The organism is Parasphingorhabdus sp. (assembly GCF_048267785.1).
GTDB lineage: Bacteria > Pseudomonadota > Alphaproteobacteria > Sphingomonadales > Sphingomonadaceae > Parasphingorhabdus.
The window spans coordinates 21,550-46,570 of record NZ_JBLWWU010000009.1 but is presented as its reverse complement, the minus strand read 5'-3'; the positions used below and the strand labels follow the sequence as shown (position 1 = coordinate 46,570).

General features: G+C 56.5%; 27 protein-coding genes. 12 read left to right on the top strand and 15 right to left on the bottom strand.

The features are described 5' to 3' along the window. The first annotated feature begins 8 nt into the window (after positions 1 to 8). The 5 genes from ACN0VD_RS09090 to ACN0VD_RS09070 all read left to right on the top strand — a co-directional run bounded on the left by ACN0VD_RS09090 (position 9) and on the right by ACN0VD_RS09070 (position 5,301). Positions 9 to 1,304, top strand: a complete 1,296-nt coding sequence (locus ACN0VD_RS09090) for an aromatic ring-hydroxylating oxygenase subunit alpha (protein WP_417593625.1) — start codon at positions 9 to 11, stop codon at positions 1,302 to 1,304. 43 nt (positions 1,305 to 1,347) lie between these two features. Continuing rightward, positions 1,348 to 2,103, top strand: coding sequence for a glucose 1-dehydrogenase (locus ACN0VD_RS09085; protein WP_417593624.1), 756 nt, complete (start codon positions 1,348 to 1,350; stop codon positions 2,101 to 2,103). An 89-nt stretch (positions 2,104 to 2,192) separates the two neighbouring features. Next, positions 2,193 to 3,257 (top strand): GTPase ObgE, encoded by a 1,065-nt coding sequence (gene obgE, locus ACN0VD_RS09080; protein WP_417593623.1) that lies wholly within the window; start codon positions 2,193 to 2,195, stop codon positions 3,255 to 3,257. Beyond that, a complete protein-coding gene (gene proB / locus ACN0VD_RS09075; protein ID WP_417593622.1) occupies positions 3,254 to 4,363 on the top strand; it encodes a glutamate 5-kinase in 1,110 nt (369 codons plus the stop codon). Before obgE ends, proB begins: the two co-directional genes overlap by 4 nt. Before the next feature lie 17 nt (positions 4,364 to 4,380). Further along, positions 4,381 to 5,301 carry an NAD-dependent epimerase/dehydratase family protein gene (locus ACN0VD_RS09070; RefSeq protein WP_417593621.1) on the top strand — a complete coding sequence of 307 codons (921 nt, stop codon included), beginning with the start codon at positions 4,381 to 4,383 and terminating at the stop codon, positions 5,299 to 5,301. Positions 5,302 to 5,307: 6 nt separating this feature from the next. Here the strand turns inward: ACN0VD_RS09070 and ACN0VD_RS09065 are convergent, their stop codons facing one another. Next, on the bottom strand, positions 5,308 to 5,826 hold the full coding sequence (locus ACN0VD_RS09065) for a Pycsar system effector family protein (protein ID WP_417593620.1): 519 nt from the start codon (positions 5,824 to 5,826) through the stop codon (positions 5,308 to 5,310). Between the two features lie 164 nt (positions 5,827 to 5,990). On the opposite strand from ACN0VD_RS09065, the gene ACN0VD_RS09060 reads away from it, so the two are divergent. The 3 genes from ACN0VD_RS09060 (at position 5,991) to ACN0VD_RS09050 (ending at position 8,327) form a co-directional block, all read left to right on the top strand. Beyond that, on the top strand, positions 5,991 to 6,236 hold the full coding sequence (locus ACN0VD_RS09060; RefSeq protein ID WP_417593619.1) for an acyl carrier protein: 246 nt from the start codon (positions 5,991 to 5,993) through the stop codon (positions 6,234 to 6,236). 91 nt (positions 6,237 to 6,327) lie between these two features. Then, positions 6,328 to 7,527 (top strand): serine palmitoyltransferase, encoded by a 1,200-nt coding sequence (gene spt / locus ACN0VD_RS09055; protein WP_417593618.1) that lies wholly within the window; start codon positions 6,328 to 6,330, stop codon positions 7,525 to 7,527. Positions 7,528 to 7,532: 5 nt separating this feature from the next. Beyond that, entirely contained in the window at positions 7,533 to 8,327 is a 795-nt protein-coding gene (locus ACN0VD_RS09050; protein ID WP_417593617.1) for an enoyl-CoA hydratase/isomerase family protein, read from the top strand. 42 nt (positions 8,328 to 8,369) lie between these two features. Here ACN0VD_RS09050 and ACN0VD_RS09045 read toward each other — a convergent pair whose 3' ends face one another. The 4 genes from ACN0VD_RS09045 to ACN0VD_RS09030 form a co-directional block, all read right to left on the bottom strand. Next, a complete protein-coding gene (locus ACN0VD_RS09045) occupies positions 8,370 to 8,696 on the bottom strand; it encodes a cupin (RefSeq protein WP_417593616.1) in 327 nt (108 codons plus the stop codon). Between the two features lie 94 nt (positions 8,697 to 8,790). Beyond that, positions 8,791 to 9,717 (bottom strand): hypothetical protein, encoded by a 927-nt coding sequence (locus tag ACN0VD_RS09040; protein WP_417593615.1) that lies wholly within the window; start codon positions 9,715 to 9,717, stop codon positions 8,791 to 8,793. A 6-nt stretch (positions 9,718 to 9,723) separates the two neighbouring features. Next, positions 9,724 to 10,698: a diacylglycerol/lipid kinase family protein gene (locus ACN0VD_RS09035; protein ID WP_417593614.1), complete on the bottom strand. Its 975-nt coding sequence runs from the start codon at positions 10,696 to 10,698 to the stop codon at positions 9,724 to 9,726. Between the two features lie 33 nt (positions 10,699 to 10,731). Then, complete coding sequence (locus ACN0VD_RS09030; RefSeq protein WP_417593613.1) at positions 10,732 to 11,214, bottom strand: DUF2141 domain-containing protein; 483 nt, start codon at positions 11,212 to 11,214, stop codon at positions 10,732 to 10,734. Between the two features lie 131 nt (positions 11,215 to 11,345). Between ACN0VD_RS09030 and lptF the strand changes: the two genes are divergently transcribed. Together lptF and lptG are read left to right on the top strand one after the other, a co-directional pair. Beyond that, on the top strand, positions 11,346 to 12,551 hold the full coding sequence (lptF, locus tag ACN0VD_RS09025) for an LPS export ABC transporter permease LptF (RefSeq protein WP_417593711.1): 1,206 nt from the start codon (positions 11,346 to 11,348) through the stop codon (positions 12,549 to 12,551). 6 nt (positions 12,552 to 12,557) lie between these two features. Continuing rightward, the gene (gene lptG, locus ACN0VD_RS09020; protein ID WP_417593612.1) at positions 12,558 to 13,646 is read left to right on the top strand and encodes an LPS export ABC transporter permease LptG; all 1,089 of its coding nucleotides are present in this window, start codon (positions 12,558 to 12,560) and stop codon (positions 13,644 to 13,646) included. 5 nt (positions 13,647 to 13,651) lie between these two features. Here lptG and ACN0VD_RS09015 read toward each other — a convergent pair whose 3' ends face one another. Next, complete coding sequence (locus ACN0VD_RS09015; protein ID WP_417593611.1) at positions 13,652 to 14,752, bottom strand: fatty acid desaturase family protein; 1,101 nt, start codon at positions 14,750 to 14,752, stop codon at positions 13,652 to 13,654. A 167-nt stretch (positions 14,753 to 14,919) separates the two neighbouring features. Between ACN0VD_RS09015 and ACN0VD_RS09010 the strand changes: the two genes are divergently transcribed. Further along, positions 14,920 to 16,059, top strand: coding sequence for an N-acetyltransferase (locus ACN0VD_RS09010; RefSeq protein WP_417593610.1), 1,140 nt, complete (start codon positions 14,920 to 14,922; stop codon positions 16,057 to 16,059). On the opposite strand, the gene ACN0VD_RS09005 is transcribed toward ACN0VD_RS09010, so the two are convergent. The 9 genes from ACN0VD_RS09005 to tgt form a co-directional block, all read right to left on the bottom strand. After that, entirely contained in the window at positions 16,056 to 16,892 is an 837-nt protein-coding gene (locus tag ACN0VD_RS09005) for an alpha/beta hydrolase (RefSeq protein ID WP_417593609.1), read from the bottom strand. The two genes, ACN0VD_RS09010 and ACN0VD_RS09005, sit on opposite strands and share 4 nt — an antisense overlap. Beyond that, positions 16,892 to 17,680: an exodeoxyribonuclease III gene (gene xth / locus ACN0VD_RS09000; RefSeq protein WP_417593608.1), complete on the bottom strand. Its 789-nt coding sequence runs from the start codon at positions 17,678 to 17,680 to the stop codon at positions 16,892 to 16,894. The genes ACN0VD_RS09005 and xth overlap by 1 nt, the downstream gene beginning before the upstream one ends. Continuing rightward, positions 17,681 to 18,022, bottom strand: a complete 342-nt coding sequence (gene erpA / locus ACN0VD_RS08995; protein WP_417593710.1) for an iron-sulfur cluster insertion protein ErpA — start codon at positions 18,020 to 18,022, stop codon at positions 17,681 to 17,683. Positions 18,023 to 18,124: 102 nt separating this feature from the next. Then, a complete protein-coding gene (locus ACN0VD_RS08990; RefSeq protein WP_417593607.1) occupies positions 18,125 to 18,784 on the bottom strand; it encodes a M23 family metallopeptidase in 660 nt (219 codons plus the stop codon). Between the two features lie 118 nt (positions 18,785 to 18,902). Next, on the bottom strand, positions 18,903 to 19,727 hold the full coding sequence (locus tag ACN0VD_RS08985; protein ID WP_417593606.1) for a ferritin-like domain-containing protein: 825 nt from the start codon (positions 19,725 to 19,727) through the stop codon (positions 18,903 to 18,905). Positions 19,728 to 19,737: 10 nt separating this feature from the next. Beyond that, positions 19,738 to 20,199, bottom strand: coding sequence for a peroxiredoxin (locus ACN0VD_RS08980; protein WP_417593605.1), 462 nt, complete (start codon positions 20,197 to 20,199; stop codon positions 19,738 to 19,740). Then, positions 20,196 to 22,925, bottom strand: coding sequence for a bifunctional [glutamine synthetase] adenylyltransferase/[glutamine synthetase]-adenylyl-L-tyrosine phosphorylase (locus ACN0VD_RS08975; protein ID WP_417593604.1), 2,730 nt, complete (start codon positions 22,923 to 22,925; stop codon positions 20,196 to 20,198). Before ACN0VD_RS08975 ends, ACN0VD_RS08980 begins: the two co-directional genes overlap by 4 nt. 63 nt (positions 22,926 to 22,988) lie before the next feature. Then, the gene (locus ACN0VD_RS08970; RefSeq protein WP_417593603.1) at positions 22,989 to 23,246 is read right to left on the bottom strand and encodes a YdeI/OmpD-associated family protein; all 258 of its coding nucleotides are present in this window, start codon (positions 23,244 to 23,246) and stop codon (positions 22,989 to 22,991) included. Positions 23,247 to 23,325: 79 nt separating this feature from the next. After that, a complete protein-coding gene (gene tgt, locus ACN0VD_RS08965; protein WP_417593602.1) occupies positions 23,326 to 24,465 on the bottom strand; it encodes a tRNA guanosine(34) transglycosylase Tgt in 1,140 nt (379 codons plus the stop codon). A gap of 167 nt (positions 24,466 to 24,632) precedes the next feature. Between tgt and ACN0VD_RS08960 the strand changes: the two genes are divergently transcribed. Further along, on the top strand, positions 24,633 to 24,992 hold the full coding sequence (locus ACN0VD_RS08960; RefSeq protein WP_417593601.1) for a DUF2282 domain-containing protein: 360 nt from the start codon (positions 24,633 to 24,635) through the stop codon (positions 24,990 to 24,992). The last annotated feature ends 29 nt before the right edge of the window (positions 24,993 to 25,021 follow it).

The window sequence follows — 25,021 nt, the reverse complement described above, 5'->3', positions numbered from 1 at the left end:
CCATGCCGATGAGCGAGAATTATATCGATCAGATGAAACGTCTGATGGAGTGGGAAGCAGGCCGCGCCGCGCCGCCCGCGGGCTTCCCGCATCTGCCCGATTTGCCGGCTGGCCGCTATACCAGCCAGGAATATTACGACCTCGAGCAGCAATATCTGTGGAAAAAGACCTGGCTGTTCGCCGGTCATATTGACGAAGTCCCCGAACCCGGCTGTTTCATGAAATGGGAACAGGTCGGTGACCCGCTTGTTATCGTCCACGGCATGGACGGCGAAATGCGCGCCTTTTACAACACCTGCCGCCACCGCGGCGCGCCGGTGGTGACCGAGGAAAAGGGCAAGACCCCGCGGCTGATGTGCAGCTATCACAACTGGACTTACAAGACCGACGGGTCTCTGGTCGGCGTGCCGGAAAAACAGGATTTTGGTCCTGATTTCGACATGTCCTGCCGCAGCCTGATTCCGGTCAAGTGCGAGATGCTGGGTAACCTGATCTTCGTCAATTTTGATGAAGACGCGATGCCGCTGAAAGAGTGGCTGGGTCCGGTGTGGGATGAGTGGAAAGAGTTCCGTTTTGACAAGATCAAGCTGGCCGCGCGTCACAGCTTTGACCTGCAGTGCAACTGGAAAGTCGCGATGGAGGCCAATATGGAGGTTTATCATGTGCCCTTCATCCACCCCGACACCGTCTCCCCCCTGGTCGACAGCAAGCGCAATGTGAACACTCTCTATCCCAATGGCCACGCCCGGATGCTTGCCCCCGCACCTCAGGACACCGACCGCGAACATGTCCGCGCTATCGATTCACCGCCAAACTGGCAGGAAATCGAAGGCGTTGGCGAATTTGGCCGAACCTGCACACAAAGCTACACGATGTTTCCCAACTGGGTGTCGCCGCTGAGCAATTTTTTCGTCCCGCCTCTGATCTTCTGGCCCACCTCGCTGAACACAACCCGGCTGGAACTGGTGACCATGGCGATGGACTGGGGCGATGGCCCGGCCCCGGATCTGTGGACCGTACCGGACGAGAGCAAGCCCAATGGCCGCAATATGTCGCAGATCATCCTTGAGGACACACAATTTGGAGAAATGATCCAGAAGTCGATGGAAAGCGACGGTTTCAAAAGCGTTCCGCTGAGTTATCAGGAAGCGCGCATTTACAGCTTTCATCAAAATTGCGACAAGATGATCGGTCTCAACCGCGTGCCCGAAGAACTCGCCGTTGAACAGGTAATTGGCGAAGAATGGGTCTATCCCAATGATCCCCGCGTCGCCCAGATGGAGCAGCTGGAAGCCGCTGAATAGCGGTTAGAACCCTTCGAATGTCAGGATAAACCGGGAGAGACTAATGGGACGCGTACAGGACAAGATCATATTGCTGACCGGCGGTGCGATGGGGTTGGGCAAGGCCGCCGCGCAGCGCCTGATCGACGAAGGCGCTCGCTTAGTGATCACCGATCACAATAGTGAAGCCGGAGCCGCTACAGCAGCAGAACTCGGCGACCATGTCGAATTTCTGGAACAGGATGTGACCGATCCGGAGCGTTGGACCGAAGTGATCGCCCATGTCGAAGCGAAATATGGTCGACTCGACGTACTGGTAAACAACGCTGCGGTCACCGTTTTCGGTTCGATAGCAGATGTGAGTTACGAGGATTTCAAACGCTGTTACACCGTCGATGTCGACTCGATATTTCTCGGCTGCAAGAGCGCCCTGCCGCTGATGAGCAAGACGGGCGGATCGATCATCAACCTGTCATCGGCCGCCGCAATCAATGCCAGTGCCGATCTGGTCGCCTATAATAGCGCAAAAGCCGCGATCCCGATGCTGACAAAGTCCATCGCCCTTTACTGCGCGCGCGAGAAAAACAAGGTCCGGGTCAACGCGGTTCTGCCCGGCACGATTATGACGCCCAATGTCCGCAGCGTTATCGACGGTACGCCAAATCCGGCAGAAACCGAGGAATCATTCGCATTGGCCCAGCCGGTCGGTCATATGGGCGAACCCGACGACATTGCCCATCTGATCGTCTATCTGGCCTCGGAAGAAAGCAAATTTGCCACCGGAGCCGCCTTTGCGGTCGACGGCGGTCTGAGCATCTAGTTTGTCCGGCCGATCGACGGATCGAGACTATGTCTTTATATTGCAGCAAAGCCTAGCCTTTCCCGCACCAAATCCCTAAATGCTGCAACATGCATTTTCTCGATCAAGCCAAAATCTATGTCAGCTCGGGTCAGGGCGGCCCTGGCGCTGTCAGTTTCCGGCGTGAAAAATATATCCAATATGGCGGCCCCGATGGCGGCAACGGCGGCAAAGGCGGCGATATTGTGTTCGAAGCGGTCGAAGGCCTGAACACGCTGATCGACTTTCGCTATGCCCAGCATTTCAAAGCCCCGCGGGGCAAGGGTGGCGCAGGACGAAACCGGACGGGCGCGGGTGGCAATGATCTGGTGATCAAAGTGCCCGTTGGCACCCAGATATTGTCGGAAGACAAGGAGCATGTCTTGCTCGACTTCACCCGCGAGGGCCAGCGCGCCACTTTTCTGGAAGGCGGAATCGGCGGACGCGGCAACGCCAGCTACAAAAGCTCGACCAATCGCGCCCCGCGCCAGCACCAGCCCGGCGAGCCGGGCGAGGAAGCAGCGGTCTGGCTGCGGCTGAAACTGATCGCGGACGCGGGTCTTGTCGGTCTGCCCAATGCGGGCAAATCGACGCTGATCAATAAAGTGACCAACGCCAGCGCCAAGGTCGGGGCCTATCCGTTTACCACCATCCATCCCCAGCTCGGCGTTGTCCGGCACAAGGGCCGTGAATTTGTGCTGGCCGACATTCCCGGCCTGATCGAAGGGGCTGCAGACGGCGCGGGCATTGGTGATCGCTTCCTCGGCCATATCGAACGGTGTAAAATATTGCTCCATCTGATCGATGCGACTGGCGATGATCCGGTAAAGGCCTGGAAAACGGTCACCAAGGAACTGGAAAAATATGGCGGTGGACTCGCTGAAAAGCCGCAGATATTGGCGCTGAACAAGGCCGACCTTCTGGACGAGGAACTGATGACCGATATCGCCGACCAATTGCGCGCCGCCGGTGCGGAACATGTTCTGCCGGTATCTGGCGCGACCGGCGAAGGCCTGGACGCTGCGCTCGATAAAATCCTCGAAGCGGTCGGCGAGAATAGTTCGATCGAACAAAAAAGCGGGACAACGCCTGGCTCCGGCAAAGAGGATGTCGCCAAAGATTGGTCGCCGTTGTGAACGCGACAAAGGCGGACACGATCGTCGTCAAGGTCGGGTCGTCCCTGCTGGTCGGCGAAGACGGAAAACCGCGGCGGGACTGGTTGAAAACGCTGATTGCGGATATTGCCAAACGCCATCAGGCGGGTGACAATGTCATTATCGTTTCATCGGGGTCGATTGCTCTTGGGGCGCGGAAACTTGATCTGGACAGAGGCGGTCGGGCCAGTCTGGCCGACGCGCAAGCTGCGGCATCGGTGGGACAGATCGCACTGAGCAGCCTGTGGTCGGAGTTGCTGGGTGACCATCAACTCACCGCCGCCCAAATGCTGCTCACGCTAGATGATATGGAAGATCGCAAACGATATCTCAACGCGACCGCCACCCTGGAAAAGCTGCTCGAGCATCGTGCGGTTCCGGTGATAAATGAAAATGACAGCGTCGCCACCGACGAGATCCGTTTTGGTGACAATGACCGGCTCGCGGCGCGTGTCGGTCAGGCCGCATCGGCGGATCGCGTGCTGCTCCTTTCCGACATAGACGGACTCTACGACCGTAGGCCGGATAGCGAAGCTTATGGACAGTTTATCGGCCTAGTCGAATCGGTTGATGATTCGATCATGGCAATGGCGGACGGAAGCTCCTCATCCGGACTGGGCTCGGGTGGCATGACTTCCAAACTGGAAGCAGCGAAACTCGCCAATCTCGCGGGAATTGAGCTGTCGATCATTTCCGGTCGCGAAGATCATCCGCTAGAGCGCTATGCACTCACCAATGTCGGCACGCTGTTCAAGGCAGGCGATGGTGCCAGTGCCCGCAAAGCCTGGCTGGGCGGGCGCCTGACATCTGCCGGGACGATTACGATCGATGATGGCGCGATAGCAGCCTTGCAGTCCGGCGGCAGTCTGCTTGCAGCCGGTATCATTTCTATCGAAGGCCAGTTCAAGCGCAGCGATGTGGTCGAGATCAAGGATCTGACCGGTCTCTCGATTGCGCGCGGTCTGGCCGAATATGACGCGCTTGATTGTGCAAAAATAATCGGTCGCCGCAGTTCGGAGCTGGAGGCCCTGTTGGGCTACGCGCCGCGCAGCGCCGTGGTCCATCGCAACCAGATGGTGCTGGTCTAGTTACAATGACTGCAAGATTGCAAAAAACTGTCGCGATTACGGGCGCAACCGGTTTTGTGGGGGGCCGGATGCTCGATCTGGTGGTACAGAACGGATATGAAGCGCGCGCCCTGACGCGGCGCAAACAGGATGACCGTCCGGGTGTAACATGGGTTCGCGGTGCTTTGGATGACCCCGCAAGCCTGGCCAATCTTTGCGGTGGAGCCGATGTGGTCCTGCACATTGCCGGAATTGTCAATGCCCCGGACAAGGCCGGATTTGAAGCGGGCAATGTTGCCGGTACGCTAGCGGTCATTGAGGCCGCAAAACAGGCCGGGACAAAACGCTTTGTCCACGTCTCTTCGCTCGCCGCCACGCGGCCAGAGCTGTCGATCTATGGCGAGACCAAAGCCAAGGCCGAAAAAATAGTCGCGCTTAGCGGCCTTGACTGGACGATCATCCGACCGCCCGCCGTTTATGGGCCTGGCGATGGCGAGATGTTGGAATTGTTCAAGATGGCAAAACTGGGTTTTGTCACGCTACCGCCCGATGCCGACGGCCGTATGTCGGTCATCCACGTCGATGACCTGTGCAAGGCACTGCTTGCGCTGCTACCCGAACAGGAAGATTTTACCGCCGAGATATTCGAGGTCGATGACGGCAAGCCGGGTGGCTGGACCCAGGCCAGCTTTGCCAAAGCCATAGGCTGGGCGATGGGCAAACGCATCACTGCAGTGGGCGTACCCAAATCGCTATTACGTCTCGGTGCGAGGGCTGACCGCCTGATCCGCCGCGACAAGGCAAAGCTTACCACAGACCGGGTCAATTATTTTTGCCATGATGACTGGACGATCAATCCGCAAAGGCGGCTGCCGACACAATTGTGGCAACCGCAGATCGAAACCCGCGCGGGGCTTAAGGATACGGCAAAATGGTATCGCCAGAACGACTGGCTTTGATGCATCTCAGATGATTGGCGCGGTAAACAGCTCGTAGACATAGGCGATAAAAGTAAGCGTTAGTCCGGCCAGAAAAACCCGGTAGGCCCAGCCCAGAAACCGGTATTTCTTGCGTTCAAGAACCCGACCCATTTGATAGATATCACGCAACATCGCACGATAGGTTGATTCCTGGCTGCGCAGTTCTTGCTGCAACAGTCGATCGACAAAATCCTCTTCGCTCAATTGAGAAAATCCGCCAAAAAACAACATATTTGGCGAACTGTCTTTCCACGGCGTTACCGAAGGCATCACCGCAATTGCGGCAAGACCCGCAGAGGCGAATGCAGAGATGGCGAGGATGAGGAGTGGTAAGGACATGTTGCCGGACTGGCTTTGACCGACAGCAAGGGTGAACACAACGAAGGTCGCGCCGATCAACATGTTGGCCTTGTTATCAGCCATAACGCTCAATTGCACATGGTGCCGTTGAGTGGTCCCAAGCGCGTAAACAACCTCGTCCGGCCATTTGCTGGCGTCATCCATAAACTACTCTCCGAAATGATAAAACACGATACGGCGGAAGAGTGGCAGAAAGCTTGTACTCGGGCAAGACAAGGCGCGCATTGCGCCGCTTTTCCGCCTTATTCGCTTGCCAATGGTGCCCATGTCTTGGCAAAGGTCAAGAATAGCAATTTTGAAAGCATATTATGGCAAATCGCGAAGAAATCATGGCCAAGGTCAGCGAACTGATCGGGCCGTTTAACAACAAGGGCGTCGAACTTGCGCCGACCACTACCTTTCAGGGTGATCTCGAATGGGACAGCCTGACGGTCATGGACTTTGTGGCTGCGGTCGAGGACGAATTTGACATCATCATCACCATGAACATGCAGGCCGAAATCGAAAGCGTTGGCCAGCTTGCTGATGCCGTTGCGAAGTTGATGGAAAACTAGAGCCAGACACCCGTTCGCCCTGAGTTTGCTGAAGGGTCGCACGAGCGGGTGGTTTGTACTTCGACAGGCTCAGGACTAACGGAAGTAAAAAATGACCGATCTACTCAGTAAATTTGATCCGCTCATCCATGAGCGTGAAACGCTTCTGGCCACCGGCGTCAAGGACCCCTTCTCGCTGGTGATGGAGGAGGTGCTCTCGCCCACCGTCGCCATCTGCAATGGCAAGGAAACCATTCTCCTCGGCACCTATAATTATATGGGTATGACCTTTGATGATGACGTGCGTGAAGCGGGCATTCAGGCGCTCAGGGAATTTGGGTCCGGTACAACCGGCAGCCGGGTTCTAAATGGCACATATGCAGGCCATCGGGATTGCGAAGAGGCTCTGAAAGAATTTTACGACATGGACCACGCGATGGTCTTTTCCACCGGCTATCAGGCCAATCTGGGGATTATCTCAACGCTCGCCGGCAAGGGTGATTATGTCATTCTCGATATCGACAGCCACGCGTCGATCTATGACGGCTGCGCAATGGGCAATGCCGAAATCGTCGCCTTTCGCCACAATGATGTCGAAGCGCTGGAAAAGCGCCTCAAACGCCTGCCCGCCGACGCCGGCAAGCTGGTCGTGCTCGAAGGCGTCTATTCGATGCTCGGCGATGTCGCCCCGCTCAAGGAGATGGTCCGCATCTGCAAGGAAAACGGGGCCATGGTACTGGTCGACGAAGCGCATTCAATGGGCTTTATCGGCGAAAATGGCCGCGGCGTATGCGAAGCGCAGGACGTGATCGACGACGTTGATTTCATCATTGGCACGTTCAGCAAGAGTGTCGGCACGGTCGGCGGCTTTTGCGTCTCCAACCACCCGAAATTCGAAATATTGCGGCTGGTTTGCCGTCCCTATGTGTTCACCGCCTCGCTTCCGCCCAGCGTGATGGCGACGGCTAGCACCTCGATCCGCAAGCTGATGCACAGCGGCAACAAGCGCGCGCATCTGTGGGAGAATAGCAAGAAGCTGCACCAGGGCTTGCGCGATCTGGGATTCACCCTTGGCACACCCGAAGCCCAAAGCGCGATCATCGCGGTTATCATGCCCGATCTCGAAAAAGGCGCGATGATGTGGCAGGCTTTGCTCGCGGAAGGGCTATATGTGAATCTGGCTCGGCCACCGGCAACGCCAGCGAATATGACCTTGCTGCGCTGCTCACTGTGCGCAGAACATACAAGCGAGCAGGTCGACCAGATATTGGGCATGTTTGAAGCGGCTGGCAAAGCGGTTGGGGCGATTTAGCTAGGATGACCAACCCCATCCTCATCGAACAACGCGGAGCGATCGAGATATTGACGCTCAATCGCCCCGACAAGCTCAACACGATGAACGAGGAGATGATCTTCGCGCTGCAGGATTATTTTCGCGGGCTGCAGAAACGCTCCGATATCCGTGTCGTCCTGTTCCGGGCCGAAGGCCGCGCCTTTTGTGCCGGCCTTGATATCGGCGGCTGGAAAAATGATGGCTCGCGAGGACAGGTCCAGCATGCATGGAATACCCAGCGCTCGATCGCCACAGTGATGCAGCTAATGCGTCAATGTCCGCAACCGATCATTGCTCTGGCACAAGGCCCTGCCTGTGGTGGCGGCTTCTCTCTTTTGCTGGCCAGCGATGTCCGCTTTGGCGCGCCATCGTTGAAAATGAACGCCGCCTATATCAAGATCGGCCTGGGCGGCTGCGATATGGGATCGAGCTATTTCCTGCCGCGCATGGTCGGCGCGTCGATTGCGTCAGAACTGATCCTGACCGGCCGTTTCATCCACGCCGAACGGGCCGAGAAATATGGGCTGATCAGCGAAATGGTGGATGAAGACAAGCTGCTTTCAACCGGCCTGTCGCTTGCCGAGGAAATGCTCGACACCGCGCCAATGGGTCTGCGCCTGTCCAAGGATGCGCTGAACCGCAATATCGATGCACAAAGTTTCGAGGCCGCGCTTGCGATCGAAGACCGGCAACAGGTGATGCTCACGATGACCGAAGACAGCCGCGAGGCAGCCAAGGCATTTTTCGCCAAAAGAAAGCCGGATTACAAGGATCGCTGACATCTCATCATTCTGAACCTGTTTGGAAATGACAAAAGCATCCTACCGGTCACGATGCTCCGTACCTTCACCGGCGGTTATGAATACTACCGTTGCAGAAACCTCTATGTCCGCCGTATGCCAGACACCTGGTGCGTTCACGGCATATTCGCCGGATGACAATGTGCTACGCCGCTGTAAGCCGTCAGCCATTTCCTGAATCAATGTAATTTCACCGGCAGTGCACAAGACCACCTCCGCGCCATTCGGATGCATTTCCCAGACATTCCAGTTTTCGGTGAAGCTATACATGGAGACCAGCCTGCCCTCTGCGCCATCCTTGCCATGGCGTGCGCCATAGCCTGCATACCAGTCGGGCTCACCGGTCATTTCCGGTTCAACTTCTGCAGTTGCCCCAAGACCAAGATGGACCGGATTTATCTCTAGTCTGCGTACGATGATCGCTCTCCTTGGAAAGTTGATATTATTTGATCGCGCCGCCCAGAATCAAACGCGGCAACATGACCAACGCGCCGAGGATCGGCCAGTTCCGTTGCCATGGCTTAATCACATATTCAGTCCCCGCATGACGGTTGATCTTCCATGCCAGATAATCGATGCCGCCAGCATAAGTAGCCGAGGCCTTGGCCAGTCTGGCGAGAGTCAGAAGTTTGCCATTGCGCCGCAATTGCCGCCATCTTTTTTCGACGGCATTGCGAGAGGCGATGATCTTCAAACTCTTGCCCTGAGCCTTGTTCCGTTCCGTGATCGCCGCCATGACGGCAGGTCCAAATCGCGCATAGCGCTCAGGATCGGAATCGACGACAGAATCGGAGCGATCCTTACGCTCGGCGCGCAATTCTGCGCCATAGGTCAGTTCAAAACCGCGTTTCCAGAGATCCGCGATTCCATGCTCCTTGCCAATATCCATCATCGGGAAGGTCATGTCGAACAAGGTTATCGCTGCGCCTTCAATCGCTTCAATCGCCTGGGACCTGGCCTGTTCATCCGCGTGCCAGACCAGCCGGGACGGCTGTGCAAATCGCGCCCAGACGCTGACCGCACTGGCCGTGATCCGGTTCAGCTTGTAAAAATCCTGTTCGCTCAACACGGCGACCTTGGCAACCAGACCATCATGCTCTGCCGGGAATACATTGGGGGGCAGCCGTTTGTTCGCAGCCACCAGCCAGCTCTTGCCATAGGCCGCTTCATAGCTTGAGACGATCAGGTAGAAATCGAGCATCTGTCCGTCGAGTTCGGTTGTTCGCAGGCAGGACCCATAAAAGAGCACGACGCGCGACGCCTCGCCATATTGCTCGGCAATCGAAGCGGCAAAGGCTGCAACCCGCCTATCCACGGACTGGGCGAGTTCTTCTGCAATCAAGGATTTGAGTTCGCTCACGCGAGCCATCCTAACTCAGGCGGCAAGCCGAAGGAAGGATACTGGTTTGGTGGATTTCAATACAATCGGATGACCTGGCTGGGCGCTGAACAGTTCACCGTCCATCAACACGTTGCTGCCATCGCCCTCGATGCGAATCATATCGCCACGTCCAAGATGAATGCCCTTCTGCACGGTTTTCCCCAGTCGGCCAAAAATCACGGACAGCAGAAACCGGACAATGGCCCCTGCCTGCTGATCAATGGCAAGAAACTGCATCCGGCCAATCGCATTCTTGTTTCGCAGGGATCGCTTCATCAGCAAAAGCCGTTCCAGCGTCGTAACAATCAATACCGCGAAATTGCCCTGAAACTGGCCATCCCGGATCAGCGATATCTTGATCGGTGTCGACCGCTTGGGCAGAAATTTAGCCTTTATGCCGAACAGAACGGATGCAAGTGCGGCAAAAACCGTCAGCACATGGGCCGCAGCATTGGGCAATCCGAGCGGATAAATCTTGTGACGGCAATAGAGAATGAACTCGGACAATCCTGCTCCGCCCAGGAACATGCCGAGCACGACCTTGCTGTCCTTGCTGCCGTCGGACAGCGCGATGAGTTCGCGGTCGACCAGATGCTCGTGCAAATCATGTTTGGCCATTTCGACAATCCGCTCGAGCGCCTTGAGCGGATTGCCTTCCGATCCGAGATCCAGTGCGATCAAATTGGTTTTGCCATTGGGCAGAACCGCAACCGGTGGCGGGTTGTCGCCGAAATGGCCGCCTTGATATAATTCGGTCAATGCCGCCTGCACCGTCCCGTCACCACCATTGATGACCAGAACTTTCGGTTTTACCCGGGCAATGGTTTCCAGAGCCTTGGCAATTTCATCGACATGATCGACTTCATAATGGAAGACATCGCTGTTCTTCACGCAATATGAACGGACATCCGGCAGAATTGCCCGGTTCCCCGTAGAATTGGGATTGGAAAGAAGTGCGACATTTGCCATGTATTGGGCCCTATCCCCGAGAACAGATTTGCATCATCTGTATTTCATCTTGATGTTGATCGATTTGACTTCGTTGCCGACGTTGAAAGCCGTTTTCTTGTAACTCGGCTTGCCGAGATTGAAGATGTTGATGCTCGGATTGTTCGACATGCCGCCGCCATCAACGAAAATATCGGTCTTGCCATTGCCGTTCAGATCGTGCCGAATCGCAACCGCATACGTTCCGGCGGACGCTATCGGCAGACAAAACTGCATCTTGCCGGCTTTGGCGGGAGCCTCGACGCGATTGAGCCATGCCCCTTTTTGCAGCCATGCCGAAGCAGTTCCCGGATAGGTTTGAACGCGCATTGTCCCTTGTGATTCCTTGACTCCGCTGACATTGACGAGAACGGCAGGACCAGCGCCCTCCTTACATTTGCCAAGATCATTGGGAACCACCTGGCCACGAGCGAATGCCGGAGCGGGAGATAGCAAAACTGTAGTCGATAATGCGATAAACGCCGCAAATTTCAACATGACGTAATAACTCCTAGTCGTTATACCCGCGCCATTACTCCGGCTCGGACGAGAATCAGCCCCCGATCTGCCCATGGCTATGGATTTGATTTGCGGCGAAAACATGGTGAGAGGGCGACAACAAGTTGAAACTGCTGACTTCTACCGATCGCTATCTGGCGAAATTGATCGCAGTGCCACTGTTCAGCACATTGGTCATTGCAGCCATGCTGCTGGTGCTGGAGAAAATGCTGCGCCTGTTTGATTTTGTTGCCGCAGAAGGCGGCCCCGTCAGTGTGGTGTGGCGGATGCTGGCCAACCTGATCCCGGAATATCTGTCACTGGGCATCCCGATCGGCTTGCTGCTGGGTATATTGCTGGCTTTCCGGCAACTTGCGCTAAGTTCCGAACTCGATGTTCTGAGAGCCGTTGGTCAAGGCTATGGCCGGCTGCTCAGAGTCCCTTATATGTTCACCGTCGCGTTGATGCTGGTCAATCTCGGATTGGTCGGATTCATTCAACCCCTGTCCCGCTATTATTATGAGGAATTGCGATTCGAATTGCGGTCGGGTGCGCTTGGTGCCTCAATCAAGGTAGGGGAATTTAACAATCTGGGTAACAGAATGACGCTGCGAATCGAAGAAAGCCGCGACAATGGCACCAAATTAAGCGGAATTTTCGTCCGCGCCGAAAACAAGAAAGAACAGACCGTGTCGGTTACTGCGGAGACGGGCCAATTTCTGGCGACCGATGACCCCGATACAATCATCTTGCGCCTGACCAATGGCGTGCTTGTCCATGATGCTCCCAATTACGAAAAGCCACGGATATTGAGCTTCAGCAACCATGATTTGCCGATCGATTTGCCCGACATTGAATCATTCCGTTCGCGGGGCGGCAAGGATCTGGAATATACGATACCGGAACTCGTGCGGGTCGGGCTGGATGAAAAACGACCGCTAACCGAACGCAACGAAAGCCGCGCAAATTTCCATTTCCGCATGGTCGAGGTGGTGATGATGTTACTGTTGCCATTGTTGGCAGTTGCGCTGGCCGTTCCGCCGAAACGATCAAGCTCTGCGCTTGGCGTATTCCTGTCGATCGTGATGATCGTGACCTATCACAAGGTCAACGAATATGGTGAGGATATCGGGTCTTTGGGTCTGGTCGATCCCATCATTGCCTTGTGGCTGCCGTTCTGCCTGTTCGCCGGGCTGATCATGTGGATGTACCATGTTGCAGCCCATGTTCCAGGCGGCCAGCCGATCGGGGCTCTGGAAAAAGCATTTTCCAAGTTTGGCGGCGTCTTCAAGGGGCTGCTCAACTTCAATCGCAAACGTGCGCTAATGAAGGAATAGCCGGACATGGATTTTTTCCCTTCCCGGACGCTCGCCATTTACATGGCAAAAATGTTCATCATCCGCACTCTGGCGGTTCTTGCCCTGCTCGTGCTGGTGTTGCAGGCGTTAGATCTGCTCGGCGAAAGCGGCAAAATCCTCGCTTATGAAGGCAACGGGGAAGCGGAACTCTGGACCTATGTTTCCCTGCGGGCCCCGCAACTCATCGCCCGTTTTCTGCCTTTTTCAGTGCTGTTGGGCACGATTATCACGCTGGCTACTCTGAACCAGAATAGCGAAGTCGTTTCGATGAAGGCGGCAGGCCTGTCCGCGCACCAGATCCTCGCACCGCTGATTGTCGCGAGCATGGGCATAGCGCTGCTGTCCTTTCTGTTTAACGAAACAATTGTGGCCCCCGCGACGGCCCGGTTGAGTCAATGGGAAAAAGTGGAGTTCGGGCCGATCCCGGCGGAGAGCAACATACGCACAAATGTCTGGGTCAAAGATGGCAATAACCTGATCAATGCGCGCACCGTGACCGGCCGTGGCGAACAGGTCATATTGCAGGACATCACCGTTTACGACCGATCCGAGAATGGTCTTAAAAATCTGCTGCAAGCCGATGCGGGGCAGTTCACCGGCTCGGGCTGGTTGCTCACCGGCGTCACCCAGTTCGATGTCAGTACCGGCACCGAAGAAAAGAAAAGCGAGTTGATGGTCGGTGATGCCATTCGACCTGATCAATTCACCCTGACCAATGTCAGCGCCGACAGCCTGTCAATTTTTGCCCTGCGTACCGCCATTGGCGAGCTGGAGCGCGCCGGCCGCCCGACGATGAGCCTCAAGGCAGGCTGGTGGCACAAGATATCCGGACCGATGTCCTCGATTCTAATGCCGCTATTGGGCGCAGTCGCTGCGTTTGGCCTGGCCCGGTCGGGGCAGCTGTTCGTCAGGGCCGTAATTGGTATGGCGCTTGGCTTTGCCTATTTCGTCGCTGACAATTTCGCGCTCGCAATGGGTAATATTGGTGCCTACCCATCCTTATTGGCAGCATGGGCGCCCTTTCTCCTGTTTTTCCTTATCGGCGAAACGGTGCTGATCCGTACCGAGGAATAGCGGATTCAATTTCTCCCGGCGCTGCCACGCACCAGTCCCATGATCAAAGCCCAGAGACTGTTGTGATCCGCCCGGTAAAAATTGGAACCGCTGGGCAATTCCGCTGCCAGACGACGATGCGCCTCGCCCAGATTATGATAGGGAACGCCCGGCAGCAGATGATGCAATGCATGATAGCGCAACCCCACTGGCGCCCATAAGGCTGGCAAAGTCCCTGGCGGTGGCACGTTGACACTGTCAAGATATTGCGCGGTGACGCTCATCTCATGGCCGTCGTTCTCCCACAGATGCGCCACCAGTGTCCGAATCTGGTTGAGCACTACGCTACCGGACATCACAGCAAGAAAGATCAAAAAGGCCCGCATCGGAATGACCTCCGTTGCAACCATGGCCAGCAGGGCAATAGCCCAGATCGATGCACCGATCTCGCAAGCCAGCCAGCGGCGTTTCAGGTCGCCTTCGGGCGGTTTGCGGCGAAAATCCGGGTTGATGATCAAACCGGAATAGCGCTCAACCACCAGCGTCCGCAGCGGAGGAATGATCGCGGAAAGCGGCGCCAATATGGCATAGCGGAACAGCAGCGCAACTGGTGCCAGTGCGGCGACAACCACAAACAGCGGCACCGACCAGGGTTTCATCAACGCCAGCGGCAAATATTCTGGATCCTCTATCGTGCCATATTTTTTGGTCCGGTGATGGATGCTGTGAATGCCTTCATACATGAAGGAGGGGATGAGCATCGGGACCCCGAACAATGCATTCCAGGCAAAATGAAAGCCAGGCAGCGTGTTGCGGCGCACATGAGTCAGTTCGTGGATAAAACTGCCCGCCCGGTACAAGGCCAGGATGGCGATCAAGCCGAAAAGAAGAACGAGCCATGGGGAATGACTGAATATCGCGCCGGCCAGAGATCCATAGCCGACCCCCAGAGACGTCAGAAAATCTGCCCAATATACTGCAGGCCGGGGCGCGTTGAGATCACGTGTGACCTTGGCCGCTGCGCGGATCAGGTCATTATCTTCGGCAACGGGGACAGTCGCCGAAGCCGGGCGCGGTTCCGCCACTGCCTTTGGCGCATTTTTCGAAGAGCTGATTGTCGAACTCATACATACCTGCATCATTGTTGTGTGGAATGGCATAAAGCAACATATCGTGGCGATATAATGGCGAGGACAAGACCGCTATGGTTCCCATGCCCTTGACATTGCGCCGCGATTAACGCCACAGCCACCAGAAATATGGAAGGAAAACGATGGTAGCCAGTCAGGATATAATGATTCAACCTGTCACTACCAAGGGCCAGACCAAGCAGTTCGTTGAGATCGCCTATCAGCTCAATGCCTATGACCCGCATTGGGTGCCGCCGCTAAGGTCCGAATTCACCAAATTAATCACACCGGGAAAAAATCCGTTCTTCGAACATGCCAGAGTGCAGTTCTTTCTCGCCCTACGCGAGGGCAAAGTGGTCGGACGGATTAGCGCCCATATTGATGAACTGGCGCTGGAACAGCCGGCGGAACAGGGCATGGGGCCGGGAACCGGCAATTGGGGCCTGATGGAAGCTGCCGATGAAGCGGTGATGCACGCGCTGATCCGCGCTGCCGAGGACTGGCTGAAAGATCAGGGCATGACCCGCGTTCTTGCCCCGATCAGCATGTCCGTCTGGGAAGAGCCCGGCTTGTTGACTCACGGGCATGACCATAGTCCGATGATCATGATGGGCCACCATAATGCGGACTATCAGGGCTGGATCGAAAATCTCGGCTATGCCGTCGCAAAACGTATTATATCCTATGATCTTCCGGTAACAGACGGGTTTCCGAAGCTGATAAACCGCATTGTTGCTTCGGGAGAGCGCAACGAACTGCTCAAGATCCGGAAAGTGGATAAGAAGCATTTCGACCGCGATGCCGCGATCATCATGGGCCTTTTGAACGACGCATGGTCGGGCAACTGGGGCTTTGTCCCGATGACCGACCACGAAATTTCCCACGCCGGCGAAAGCCTGAAACCGATTGTCCACGAAGACCTGATCCGAATCGCGGAACTCGATGGCGAACCGGTTGCTTTCATGATGACCCTCCCCGATATGAACGAGGTAATCCGGGACCTGAAAGGTTCGCTTTGGCCGTTTGGCTGGGCCAAGCTGCTCTGGTGGCTCAAATTCCCCAAGGCACAATCTATGCGGGTTCCGCTGATGGGTGTAAAAAAGGAACTGCACAACAGCCGCCTGGCCAGCCAGATGGCCTTCATGATGATCGAATATATCCGCCGCGACGCGGTGGCCAATTTCGGCACCCGCTATGCCGAAATCGGCTGGATATTGGATGATAATCAGGGAATGATTGCGATTGCCGACGCGATTGGCGCTGAAATCAACCGGGAATATCTGATTTACGACAAGACAATCTAGGACACCGGTTTCTTGGCGGCCACTCCCGACACGAGCTTGATCGCGACATCGCGAATAATCTTGCCGATACCCTTGTCCCACAGGTCATTATGGCCGGCATCTTTGATCGGAAATGCGGTTTTGGGATTTTTCGCGGCATCGAACAACCTCTGGCCCATTGCAAAGGGTATCAGTTCGTCCTTGGTACCGTGGATCCAGATCAGCGGCATGTTGATACGATCGATACGCTCAATCGACCGATAGCGGTCCTTTACCAGCCACCGGGCAGGAAAAAAAGGAAACTGTCGCTGAGCCATGTCATCCATTCCGCTATAGGCCGCGACCATTATCAGTCCGGCCGCATCAACATGCGAGGCAAGATTGGCTGCGACACCGCTGCCGAGTGATTCGCCGACGATGATGATCCGCTCTGCTTTTATGCCTTTCCGGATCAACCAGTCATAATTTTTCTGAGCAGTCTGAAACAGTTCCATCTCATTGGCTGCCCCGGTATTTCCGCCATATCCGGGATAGCCAACCCCCAGCACAGCCGCTCCGTCACCTGCCAGCGCCTGATAGACAGGGACACGGTCAAAATGGGAGCCTGCATTGCCGTGGAACAACAGGATAACAGGCGAATCGGGCTTTGTTGGTTTGCGCCACAGCGAGCGCAGGTCGCCGTCCGCGCCAGACCGGATAACGACGGATTCAATACCCATCTGATCAAGATAGGATGGCGGCGGCACCGACTGGCCAGGGAAATAGAGAAATTGGCGCTGGAAGACAAAAACGAGCAATAATATTGCCAGATAGATACCCGCCAATGCGGCCAGTCCGGCCAATATCAATCGCATCAAATATCCAGATCCACCCACGCAGGTGTATGATCACTCGCCTTTTCGCGGCCACGATATTCCTTGTCGACGCCGCAACTTTTAAGGCTATCTGCGGCCAGCGGGCTGAGCAGCAGATGATCAATCCGAAAACCCTGGTCGCGCTGCCAGCCGCCGCTGCGATAATCCCAATAGGTCCAGATATTGCCCGCCGGATAGGTGACGCCCAGAGCATCGGTCCAGCCGTCATTCAATATGCGCCGGTAGCCCTGGCGGCTTTCCGGCTGCATCAATGCATCATTCTGCATCGCCTTGACCGAGTAGACGTCATTGTCCCGCGGGATGACATTATAGTCGCCGGCCAGCACCGCGGGCACTTCTTCGGCCCAGATTTCGGCAGCGCGTTCGCGCAGCCGCTTCATCCAGCGCAGCTTGAAATCGAATTTCGGACCCGGGTGGGGGTTACCATTGGGCAGATAGATGCTGGAAACGCGAACTTTCGAACCGTCTTTAGCGCTGATATTGGCTTCGATATAGCGACTATGATCGTCTTCCGGTTCGCCATCGAGGCCGCGTTTGACCTCCTCTGGCACTTGATCGCGCGCCAAAATGGCAACGCCATTGAAGCTTTTCTGACCGTGCCAGATCGCGCCATAGCCGATTTTCTCGAATTCAGCGGCCGGGAAACCCTCGTCCTGGCTCTTGATTTCCTGCAGGCAAGCGACATCGGGCTGGGTCTCTTCGAGCCATTCCAGCAAGCGCGGCAGGCGGGCCTTTATGCCGTTGATATTGTAGCTGGCTATTTTCACTTAGACGGAGAAACTGGAGCCACAGCCGCAGCCTGAAGCAGCATTGGGATTGGTCACCTGAAAAGCACTGCCACCGAGCGATTCGACAAAGTCGACCGCGCTACCGCGCACCAGATCGAGGCTGATTTCGTCGACGACCAGCGTAACACCGGCCTCTTCGACCGCGATATCACCCTCTTCGATGCCATCGGCGAGGCCGAACCGATATTGGAAACCGGAACAGCCACCACCTTCGACGGCCAGTCTTAGAATCGCTGCTTTTCCCTGCTTTTCAGCAATAGCAGCCACGCGTTTGGCGGCATTGGGGGTCAGGATGATATCCTGTTCGGTGGTGGCGAGCATCTGGTTCATGATATCAAGATAGGGAGAATCAAAAGGAGCGGCAAGCCTTAAGCTCAAACCGCTCCTTTATGCACCCTCTCCCAAAGGTATTAGAAAGTCATCTTATTCTTCTGGGCCACCCAATGCAACGCCAGAATTCAGCTTCTGCGCGATCAGAAAATCATTGGACTGCATGAAAGGAATGGGATTAACCGCTTCGCCCTCAATCCGCACTTCATAATGCAGGTGGCTGCCGGTGGAACGGCCGGTCGAACCCATGAAGCCGATCAGATCGCCGCTCTTGACGCGGGCATTCGCTTCGACATTGAGCCGGGACATATGACCGTAGCGGGTCTGGATGCCGTTGCCGTGGTTGATTTCGATATATTTGCCATAACCGCCCAACCATTGCGCGCGACCAACAATGCCGTCGGCGGTCGCATAAATCGGTGTGCCAATCGGTCCCGCCATATCAAGACCCTTGTGGTTCGCGCGACGACCCTTGAAAGGATCGGAACGTACGCCATAGGAACTGGTCAGGGTGAAGTCTTTTACCGGCTTGCGCGAAGGAATGGTCAATTTGACCGCTTCCTGCTTGCCCTGACCGGCCCATTTGTTGAAAATCATCCGGAAAGCCGGATCGGCTTCGCCAAGGGCACTTTCCGCTGCCTGGCTTTTCAGAACATCAACGGGGAGGCTGGCGTCAGCGGACTCTTCAGCCGATGCAGCGCTGGAAAAAATCATTACCGATCCAAGAAAAGCAATGGCTGTGATCTTGCTCACAGATTTCTTAAACAAAACTACTATGTTTTCGGTCATAACAGTGATCGAACCTTTATTTGCGACCCATGAAATCCATGGCATTGAATTTTTTGGCGGAACTTTCGCCCCCGTTGTGCGTTTACGGGTGTAAATTCATATTGGTTAACAATTCAATACCATAATAATATTCGCGGGTCAGACCGGCTGTCCGGCGCGCCGAGTCGTTGAAAGGAGGCTTTAGCCCACCTTTTATGTGGGTTTTTACAAGCTCCCTCCAATGACCATGTGGCGGCAGATTGATTCTTCTGCAGGCAAATTCAAACCATTTCGTACCACGGGAAACATGGTTAATTTCATCCTGATAAATTCGGCTCAGCACTTTTGCCGTTCTATCGTCGCCCTGCTCTTTGAACCGCTCGACCGTATCGAGGGTGACATCCAGTCCCCGCGCTTCGAGCACCATCGGAACGATTGCGAGACGCGCGCAAGCATCGTGGGCCGTTTCTCTGGCCGTATCCCAAAGGCCGTCGTGGGCGGGCAGTGCGCCGTAAAAGCTGCCCTGATTCCGCAATCGCCGGTCAAGCAGAATGAAATGCATTGCTTCTTCCGCGCCGACCCGCATCCAGTCGTCGGTAAATTCCCGGGGAAATTGCGATCCGAAGCGGCCGATCATGTCGAATGCAAGATCAATCGCGACAAATTCGATATGCGCCAGCGCATGAATCAGGGCGATCCTGCGCGGCACCGACGTGCCCTTGCCCCGCCGCGGCATATCCCGCGGGCGCATCAGGACCGGTTGCTCGGGCCTTGCCGGCAGATCGGGCATGGTCTCGGAAAAATCATAGACCAGCCGCCCCAGGCGCCATTCGCGGGCAGCATGGCGCGCTGCCATTACCTTGGCGACGGGGTCGGCGGTTTGCAGGACGCGCAAAACCGCTGCGCCGACAGTCATCTGTTCGGTCATTCCGGCGGGTCTATGCCGCCTGCACCGCAGCCAGAACCTCTTCCGCGTGGCCTTTGACCTTCACTTTCGGCCAAGCCTGGAGGACGATCCCGTCTGGTCCGATCAGAAATGTCGAACGGATGATCCCCATAAAGGTCTTGCCGTACATTTTCTTTTCCGCCCAGACCCCGATTTTCTCGAGAAAGGCAGTGCTTTCGTCCGACGCAATATCGACGGTCAGTTCCTGCTTGTTGATGAAATTCTGCTGTCTTTTCGGAGAATCGGCAGATACGCCCAGCACAGCGGCTCCGGCTTTTTGAAATTGCGGCAAGAGCGCAGAGAAATCTTTCGATTCGGTCGTGCACCCCGGTGTGCTTGCCTTCGGATAGAAGAACAGCACCAGTTTCTTGCCGGCATAATCGGAAATTTTCACCGGACTGCCATCCGGTGCCACCAATTCCATGTCCGGAATTTTATCGCCCACATCAATCATATTATATCTCCTAATATTTCGTCGGGATCTGGCCGCAAGTGCCTGTTCCACGCGTCAATAACGCATTGTCTCGCCCGGTCATAGCCATCCAGGAGAGCATCCCAGCTTTCTTGTCCCGCCGCTTTGGCAATCAATGCGCGGCTGGTTACCGGTGGAAAGTCACAATCCGGAGACATCAGCCGCAAAGCCACCAGCAAGCGGGCCATCAGTTCGTGAGCGGTCACCATATCCTCACCCAGATGACCTGCGTCTACCAATGCCCGGGCGGCTCTGCCCAGTTGCGGATAGAGCGCCTCGCCGGTTTTCAACTGCAGGAAATGGATGATAAATTCCCAGTCGACCAGCCCGCCTTCCATCATCTTGGTGTCCAGCGGTCCTTTCGGCGGCTTATGTTCGACAATATCCAGCCGCATCTTCCGTACCGCCTTGCGCAATTCTTCCGGCTCCCGGTCCTTGCGCAGGATTCCGCGAATCTCCTGTTCCAGTTCGGCGCGGCCCACTGAATCGCCGTAAACCGGGCGCGCCCGGGTCAGGGCCATATGTTCCCAGGTCCAGGCGCTTTCCCGCTGATATTTGTAAAAACTCTCCAGCGTCACCGCCAGCGGCCCCTGCGTTCCCGAAGGCCGCAATCTTGTATCCACCTCGTAAAGTGGACCGGCGGCGGTGGGCACCGAAAGCGCTGTCACGATCCGGGCCGTCAGCCGGTTATAATATTGGGTCGCGCCCAATGATCGCTTGCCGTCGGACTCGGCACTATGATCACCGCTGAACAGAAAAATCAGATCAAGATCCGACGCGTGGGTCAGGGCTTCCCCGCCCAACCGGCCCAGCGCCAGAATCGACAGCGCGCAGCCAGGAACTTTTCCGTGCGTCTCTTCAAATTCCGTGATGGTCGCATCGGTCAGCACCTCGATCGCGGCTTCGGCCACCCGGGCATAGCCCGCCGATATATCCAGCGCATCATGTCGACCCTCGATCAGCTGGACCCCGAGCGCGAAGCGTTTCTCACCGACCCGGGCGCGCACCCGGTCGAGCAATATCTGATAATCGTCGCCGGGCTCCATCCGGCCGAATTGTTCCGCAAGCGCCTCTACCGACGGCGGCAGGTCCAGCGCCGTGGCATCGATCAGCCCGTCGAATAACTCTGCTCTCCGGGCCAGTGCATCGGCGAGTACCGGGGCATGGCTGAGAATCTTGCCGAGCAGGTCGAGCAGAGCGGGCCGCGCTTCCAGTATCCGGAAGAAGTTGATCGCGGTCGGCAACTTTTCGATCAGGCTGTCGAGTCGTGCCAGTGCCTTGGTCGAATTAGGCGCAGTCGCAATCGCATCGACCAGATCAGGCAGGATCGCTTCAAAAGACTCCTGCGCTGCGTTTGACCGCAGGGCCGTCACCTTGCCGCTCCGCCAGCGCTTGATCGCCTGCAGAAAGCTGTCCCCTTCCAGCAGGTTTTTCCCGGCTATCACCGCCGCCAGCTTCTCCTCATCCGCTGGCAGTCGCCGGTCATCCTCCGGCTCGATCAGGTCATCATAGATATGGCCGACCGCGTCCACATGCGGCTCGAGCAGACCGAGCAACTGCTGGCCATCCTTCATACCGTGCAGCCGTGCCACCCGGTCGAGGTCCGTCATGTTATCGGGCAGGCTATGAGTCTGCTGGTCATTGACCATCTGCAGCCGGTGTTCGATGATCCGGTAAAGTTCGTAGGACTCGCTCAGCACCCGCGCTTTTTCGCCATCGATCCGGCCGGCCTTGGCCAGCGCCGCCAGCGCATCGCGCGTCGCCGGCGCCCGCAAATCCGGTTGCCGGCCGCCAAAAATCAGCTGATGCATCTGGGCGTAAAATTCGGTTTCCCTGATCCCGCCCCGACCGCGTTTCAGGTCAAAGCCGGGACCGAATTTCTGGCCCGCCGCATAATGGTCGCGGATCTGCGCCGTGACCGAGCCGATATTCTTGATCGCTCCATAGTCCAGCGACCGCCGCCAGATGAACGGATTGATCGTTTCGAGAAAATATTGGCCCAACCCGGGGTCACCGGCGGCGGCCCGAGAGCGGATATAGGCCGCCTGCTCCCACGCCAGCGCGCTCGATTCATAATAGCTGATCGCCGCTTCGACCGGCAGCGCCACCGGACTGACTTCCGGCGACGGTCGCAGCCGCATGTCGACCCGGAAGACATAGCCATCGGCATCGCGGGCGTTGAGCGCCTCGACCAGCTGCTGGCCGATCCGCCGCGCCGCGTCGCTGGGATCTTCCCGGCCGCGCACCGGGATTTTGTCCGGATCATAGATGAAGATCGGATCGATATCCGACGAATAGTTGAGTTCGCGGCTGCCATGCTTGCCCAGCCCGATGATCGAAAAACCTTCCAGCGGCGCGTCGGGATAGCGGCTCGCATATATATCAGCGAGCGCCTCATCCAGCGCCCGGTCGGCGAAATCCGACAATTGGGTAATCACATCGGTAAGCGACAGTTGCCCGGCCAGATCACCAATCGCCAGGGTAAGCGCGAGAGCCCGTTTCTCGCGGCGCAATTTTTGCCGGACATTTTCGGCACCGGCTCCGGCGCTGCGCACATATTCCAGCGCCGCCTCGAGATTTTCGGCAGCCAGCAAATCCGTCAGTTCCGGCAGCACCTGCATCGCCATGCCAAGATAGGGCGCATTTTCTCTGGCCCGCGCAAGCGCGTCGGTGAGCGAAGATACGGCAGGCATCAAGGGCATATTCATAGAGGGAGCTTTAAGGCCTCAATCGCATTTGTCACGCCTGCCCGCGTGCATTCATGCGAATAGCTATTGTTTCTTCTTGTCGATCAATACCGCCTGCTGCCATTTGCTGGGCGCCTTATCGGTGCGATGGATACAGCCCGCCCAGCAGCACGGCCTGCGCTTGCCCTCCAGCAGTTCCTCGATGGTTCGTCCGATTCGTCTCTCGCGGGTCTTTGCCTGCTTGGCATCTTCGACCCAGCAAATAAATTCGTTACGACCGAGCGGAGTGAGGCTTTGCCAAAGCTCGAAGGTCTCGGCATCCGCGGCAAGGGCCGTTCGCATATCTTCCGCCAGTTTGTGGACGGTCCCCTGGGCTAGCGTCTCGTGCATCGCTCAACAATAATAGCGGAGCAACCGGAGATCAATCCGCTTCGCCACCGCCCAGATAGTTTCGCGAGAAATCCTTTACAAAATCAGCAAATGTCCCCTCAGCAATAGCTGCCCGCATCCCTGCCATCAGCGCCTGATAATAAGCAATATTATGCTCGGTCATCAGCATCGCGCCCAATATCTCCTTCGCCCGGATCAGATGATGCAGATAGGCCCGGCTGTGGTTTGCACAGACCGCACATTCGCAGCTTTCATCCAGCGGTGCCAGATCCTCGGCAAATTTGGCGTTGCGAATGTTGAGCGCACCGCGTGCCGTGAACGCCTGTCCGTTCCGGCCCGAGCGGCTCGGCAGCACGCAGTCGAACATATCGACACCACGCGCAACCGCCCCAACCAGATCATCCGGCTTGCCGACACCCATCAGATAGCGCGGCTTGTCGGCGGGCAGTTGATCCGGCGCATAATCGAGCACCTCGAACATCGCCTCCTGCCCCTCGCCAACCGCCAGACCGCCGATCGCATAGCCGTCAAAGCCGATGTCGATCAAAGCCTTGGCGGAAGCGGCACGCATGTCCTTGTCCAGCGATCCCTGCTGAATCCCAAACAGGGCCGCTCTCGCCGCATGATCCTTGCCGCTGTCAAAACCGTCGCGCGAGCGCTTCGCCCAGCGCATCGATCGTTCCATCGACGCCTGCGCTTCTTCGGGGGTCGCGCCATTTTTGGTGCATTCGTCGAACGCCATGACGATATCGCTGCCCAGCAGCCGCTGAATTTCCATCGACCGTTCGGGCGTCAGCATATGGCGCGAGCCGTCGAGATGGCTCTGGAATTCCACGCCATTTTCGCTCAGCTTGGTCAGTTCTGACAGACTCATCACCTGATAGCCGCCGCTGTCGGTCAGGATCGGACGATCCCAGTTCATGAACTTGTGCAGACCGCCTAGCCGCGCCACCCGTTCCGCGCCCGGGCGCAGCATCAGATGATAGGTATTGCCGAGAATGATATCCGCGCCGGTCGCGCGCACGGTCTCGGGCTTCAACGCCTTGACCGTTGCCGCCGTCCCCACCGGCATGAAGGCAGGCGTGCGGATATCGCCGCGCTGCATATGAATCGTGCCGGTGCGCGCCTTGCCGTCGGTAGCGGCGATGGAAAAGGAAAAACGATCAGCCATGGGAATACCCGGTTGTCTGTCCGGTTTTCACGGCGAAACCAGATTTTACAGCCTCGATTATGTGTTTGCCTGTTGTTGGTGTAAACAAGTGTCCGTCCTGTCCGAATTAATCCACGTCTGTGCAGGATGGCAACGGATTTTCAAAGAGCTAAATCGGGAGTATTTTTATGACGAAAGCAACGAAACTGGGTTCGGCAGCCTCCGCATTGATCGCGGCCGCGGCCCTGTCCGCCTGTTCCGGCGGCACTAACGAAGCTAGCAGCGAAGGCGCTGAAGCAGCAAGCAACGAAGTCACCGAGGTCGCTGCAGCGGAAACGGAAAAATGCTATGGCATTGCCAAAGCGGGTGAAAATGATTGCAAGGCGGGCGAAGGCACCACCTGCGCTGGTACTTCCGTTCTCGATTATCAGGGCAATGCCTGGAAAAGCACTGAAGCTGGTGAATGCGAAGCGATGGGCGGCTCGCTCACGGAAGTCGCCGATAACGATCCACCGGTTGCTCCGGCGACGGCTCCCACCGAAGGCTAGACCTTTCGGCAAGCAAAATTACAAAGGGC

Bases quoted from the DNA above. Each gene is read 5' to 3' on its own strand.
- ACN0VD_RS09090 (WP_417593625.1), top strand. From the start codon at position 9: ATGAGCGAGAATTATATCGATCAGATGAAACGTCTGATGGAGTGGGAA.
- ACN0VD_RS09085 (WP_417593624.1), top strand. From the start codon at position 1,348: ATGGGACGCGTACAGGACAAGATCATATTGCTGACCGGCGGTGCGATG.
- obgE (WP_417593623.1), top strand. From the start codon at position 2,193: ATGCATTTTCTCGATCAAGCCAAAATCTATGTCAGCTCGGGTCAGGGC.
- ACN0VD_RS09065 (WP_417593620.1), bottom strand. From the start codon at position 5,826: ATGGATGACGCCAGCAAATGGCCGGACGAGGTTGTTTACGCGCTTGGG.
- ACN0VD_RS09060 (WP_417593619.1), top strand. From the start codon at position 5,991: ATGGCAAATCGCGAAGAAATCATGGCCAAGGTCAGCGAACTGATCGGG.
- spt (WP_417593618.1), top strand. From the start codon at position 6,328: ATGACCGATCTACTCAGTAAATTTGATCCGCTCATCCATGAGCGTGAA.
- ACN0VD_RS09050 (WP_417593617.1), top strand. From the start codon at position 7,533: ATGACCAACCCCATCCTCATCGAACAACGCGGAGCGATCGAGATATTG.
- ACN0VD_RS09045 (WP_417593616.1), bottom strand. From the start codon at position 8,696: ATGACCGGTGAGCCCGACTGGTATGCAGGCTATGGCGCACGCCATGGC.
- ACN0VD_RS09040 (WP_417593615.1), bottom strand. From the start codon at position 9,717: ATGGCTCGCGTGAGCGAACTCAAATCCTTGATTGCAGAAGAACTCGCC.
- ACN0VD_RS09035 (WP_417593614.1), bottom strand. From the start codon at position 10,698: ATGGCAAATGTCGCACTTCTTTCCAATCCCAATTCTACGGGGAACCGG.
- ACN0VD_RS09030 (WP_417593613.1), bottom strand. From the start codon at position 11,214: ATGTTGAAATTTGCGGCGTTTATCGCATTATCGACTACAGTTTTGCTA.
- lptG (WP_417593612.1), top strand. From the start codon at position 12,558: ATGGATTTTTTCCCTTCCCGGACGCTCGCCATTTACATGGCAAAAATG.
- ACN0VD_RS09015 (WP_417593611.1), bottom strand. From the start codon at position 14,752: ATGAGTTCGACAATCAGCTCTTCGAAAAATGCGCCAAAGGCAGTGGCG.
- ACN0VD_RS09010 (WP_417593610.1), top strand. From the start codon at position 14,920: ATGATTCAACCTGTCACTACCAAGGGCCAGACCAAGCAGTTCGTTGAG.
- ACN0VD_RS09005 (WP_417593609.1), bottom strand. From the start codon at position 16,892: ATGCGATTGATATTGGCCGGACTGGCCGCATTGGCGGGTATCTATCTG.
- erpA (WP_417593710.1), bottom strand. From the start codon at position 18,022: ATGCTCGCCACCACCGAACAGGATATCATCCTGACCCCCAATGCCGCC.
- ACN0VD_RS08985 (WP_417593606.1), bottom strand. From the start codon at position 19,727: ATGACCGAACAGATGACTGTCGGCGCAGCGGTTTTGCGCGTCCTGCAA.
- ACN0VD_RS08980 (WP_417593605.1), bottom strand. From the start codon at position 20,199: ATGATTGATGTGGGCGATAAAATTCCGGACATGGAATTGGTGGCACCG.
- ACN0VD_RS08975 (WP_417593604.1), bottom strand. From the start codon at position 22,925: ATGAATATGCCCTTGATGCCTGCCGTATCTTCGCTCACCGACGCGCTT.
- ACN0VD_RS08970 (WP_417593603.1), bottom strand. From the start codon at position 23,246: ATGCGAACGGCCCTTGCCGCGGATGCCGAGACCTTCGAGCTTTGGCAA.
- tgt (WP_417593602.1), bottom strand. From the start codon at position 24,465: ATGGCTGATCGTTTTTCCTTTTCCATCGCCGCTACCGACGGCAAGGCG.
- ACN0VD_RS08960 (WP_417593601.1), top strand. From the start codon at position 24,633: ATGACGAAAGCAACGAAACTGGGTTCGGCAGCCTCCGCATTGATCGCG.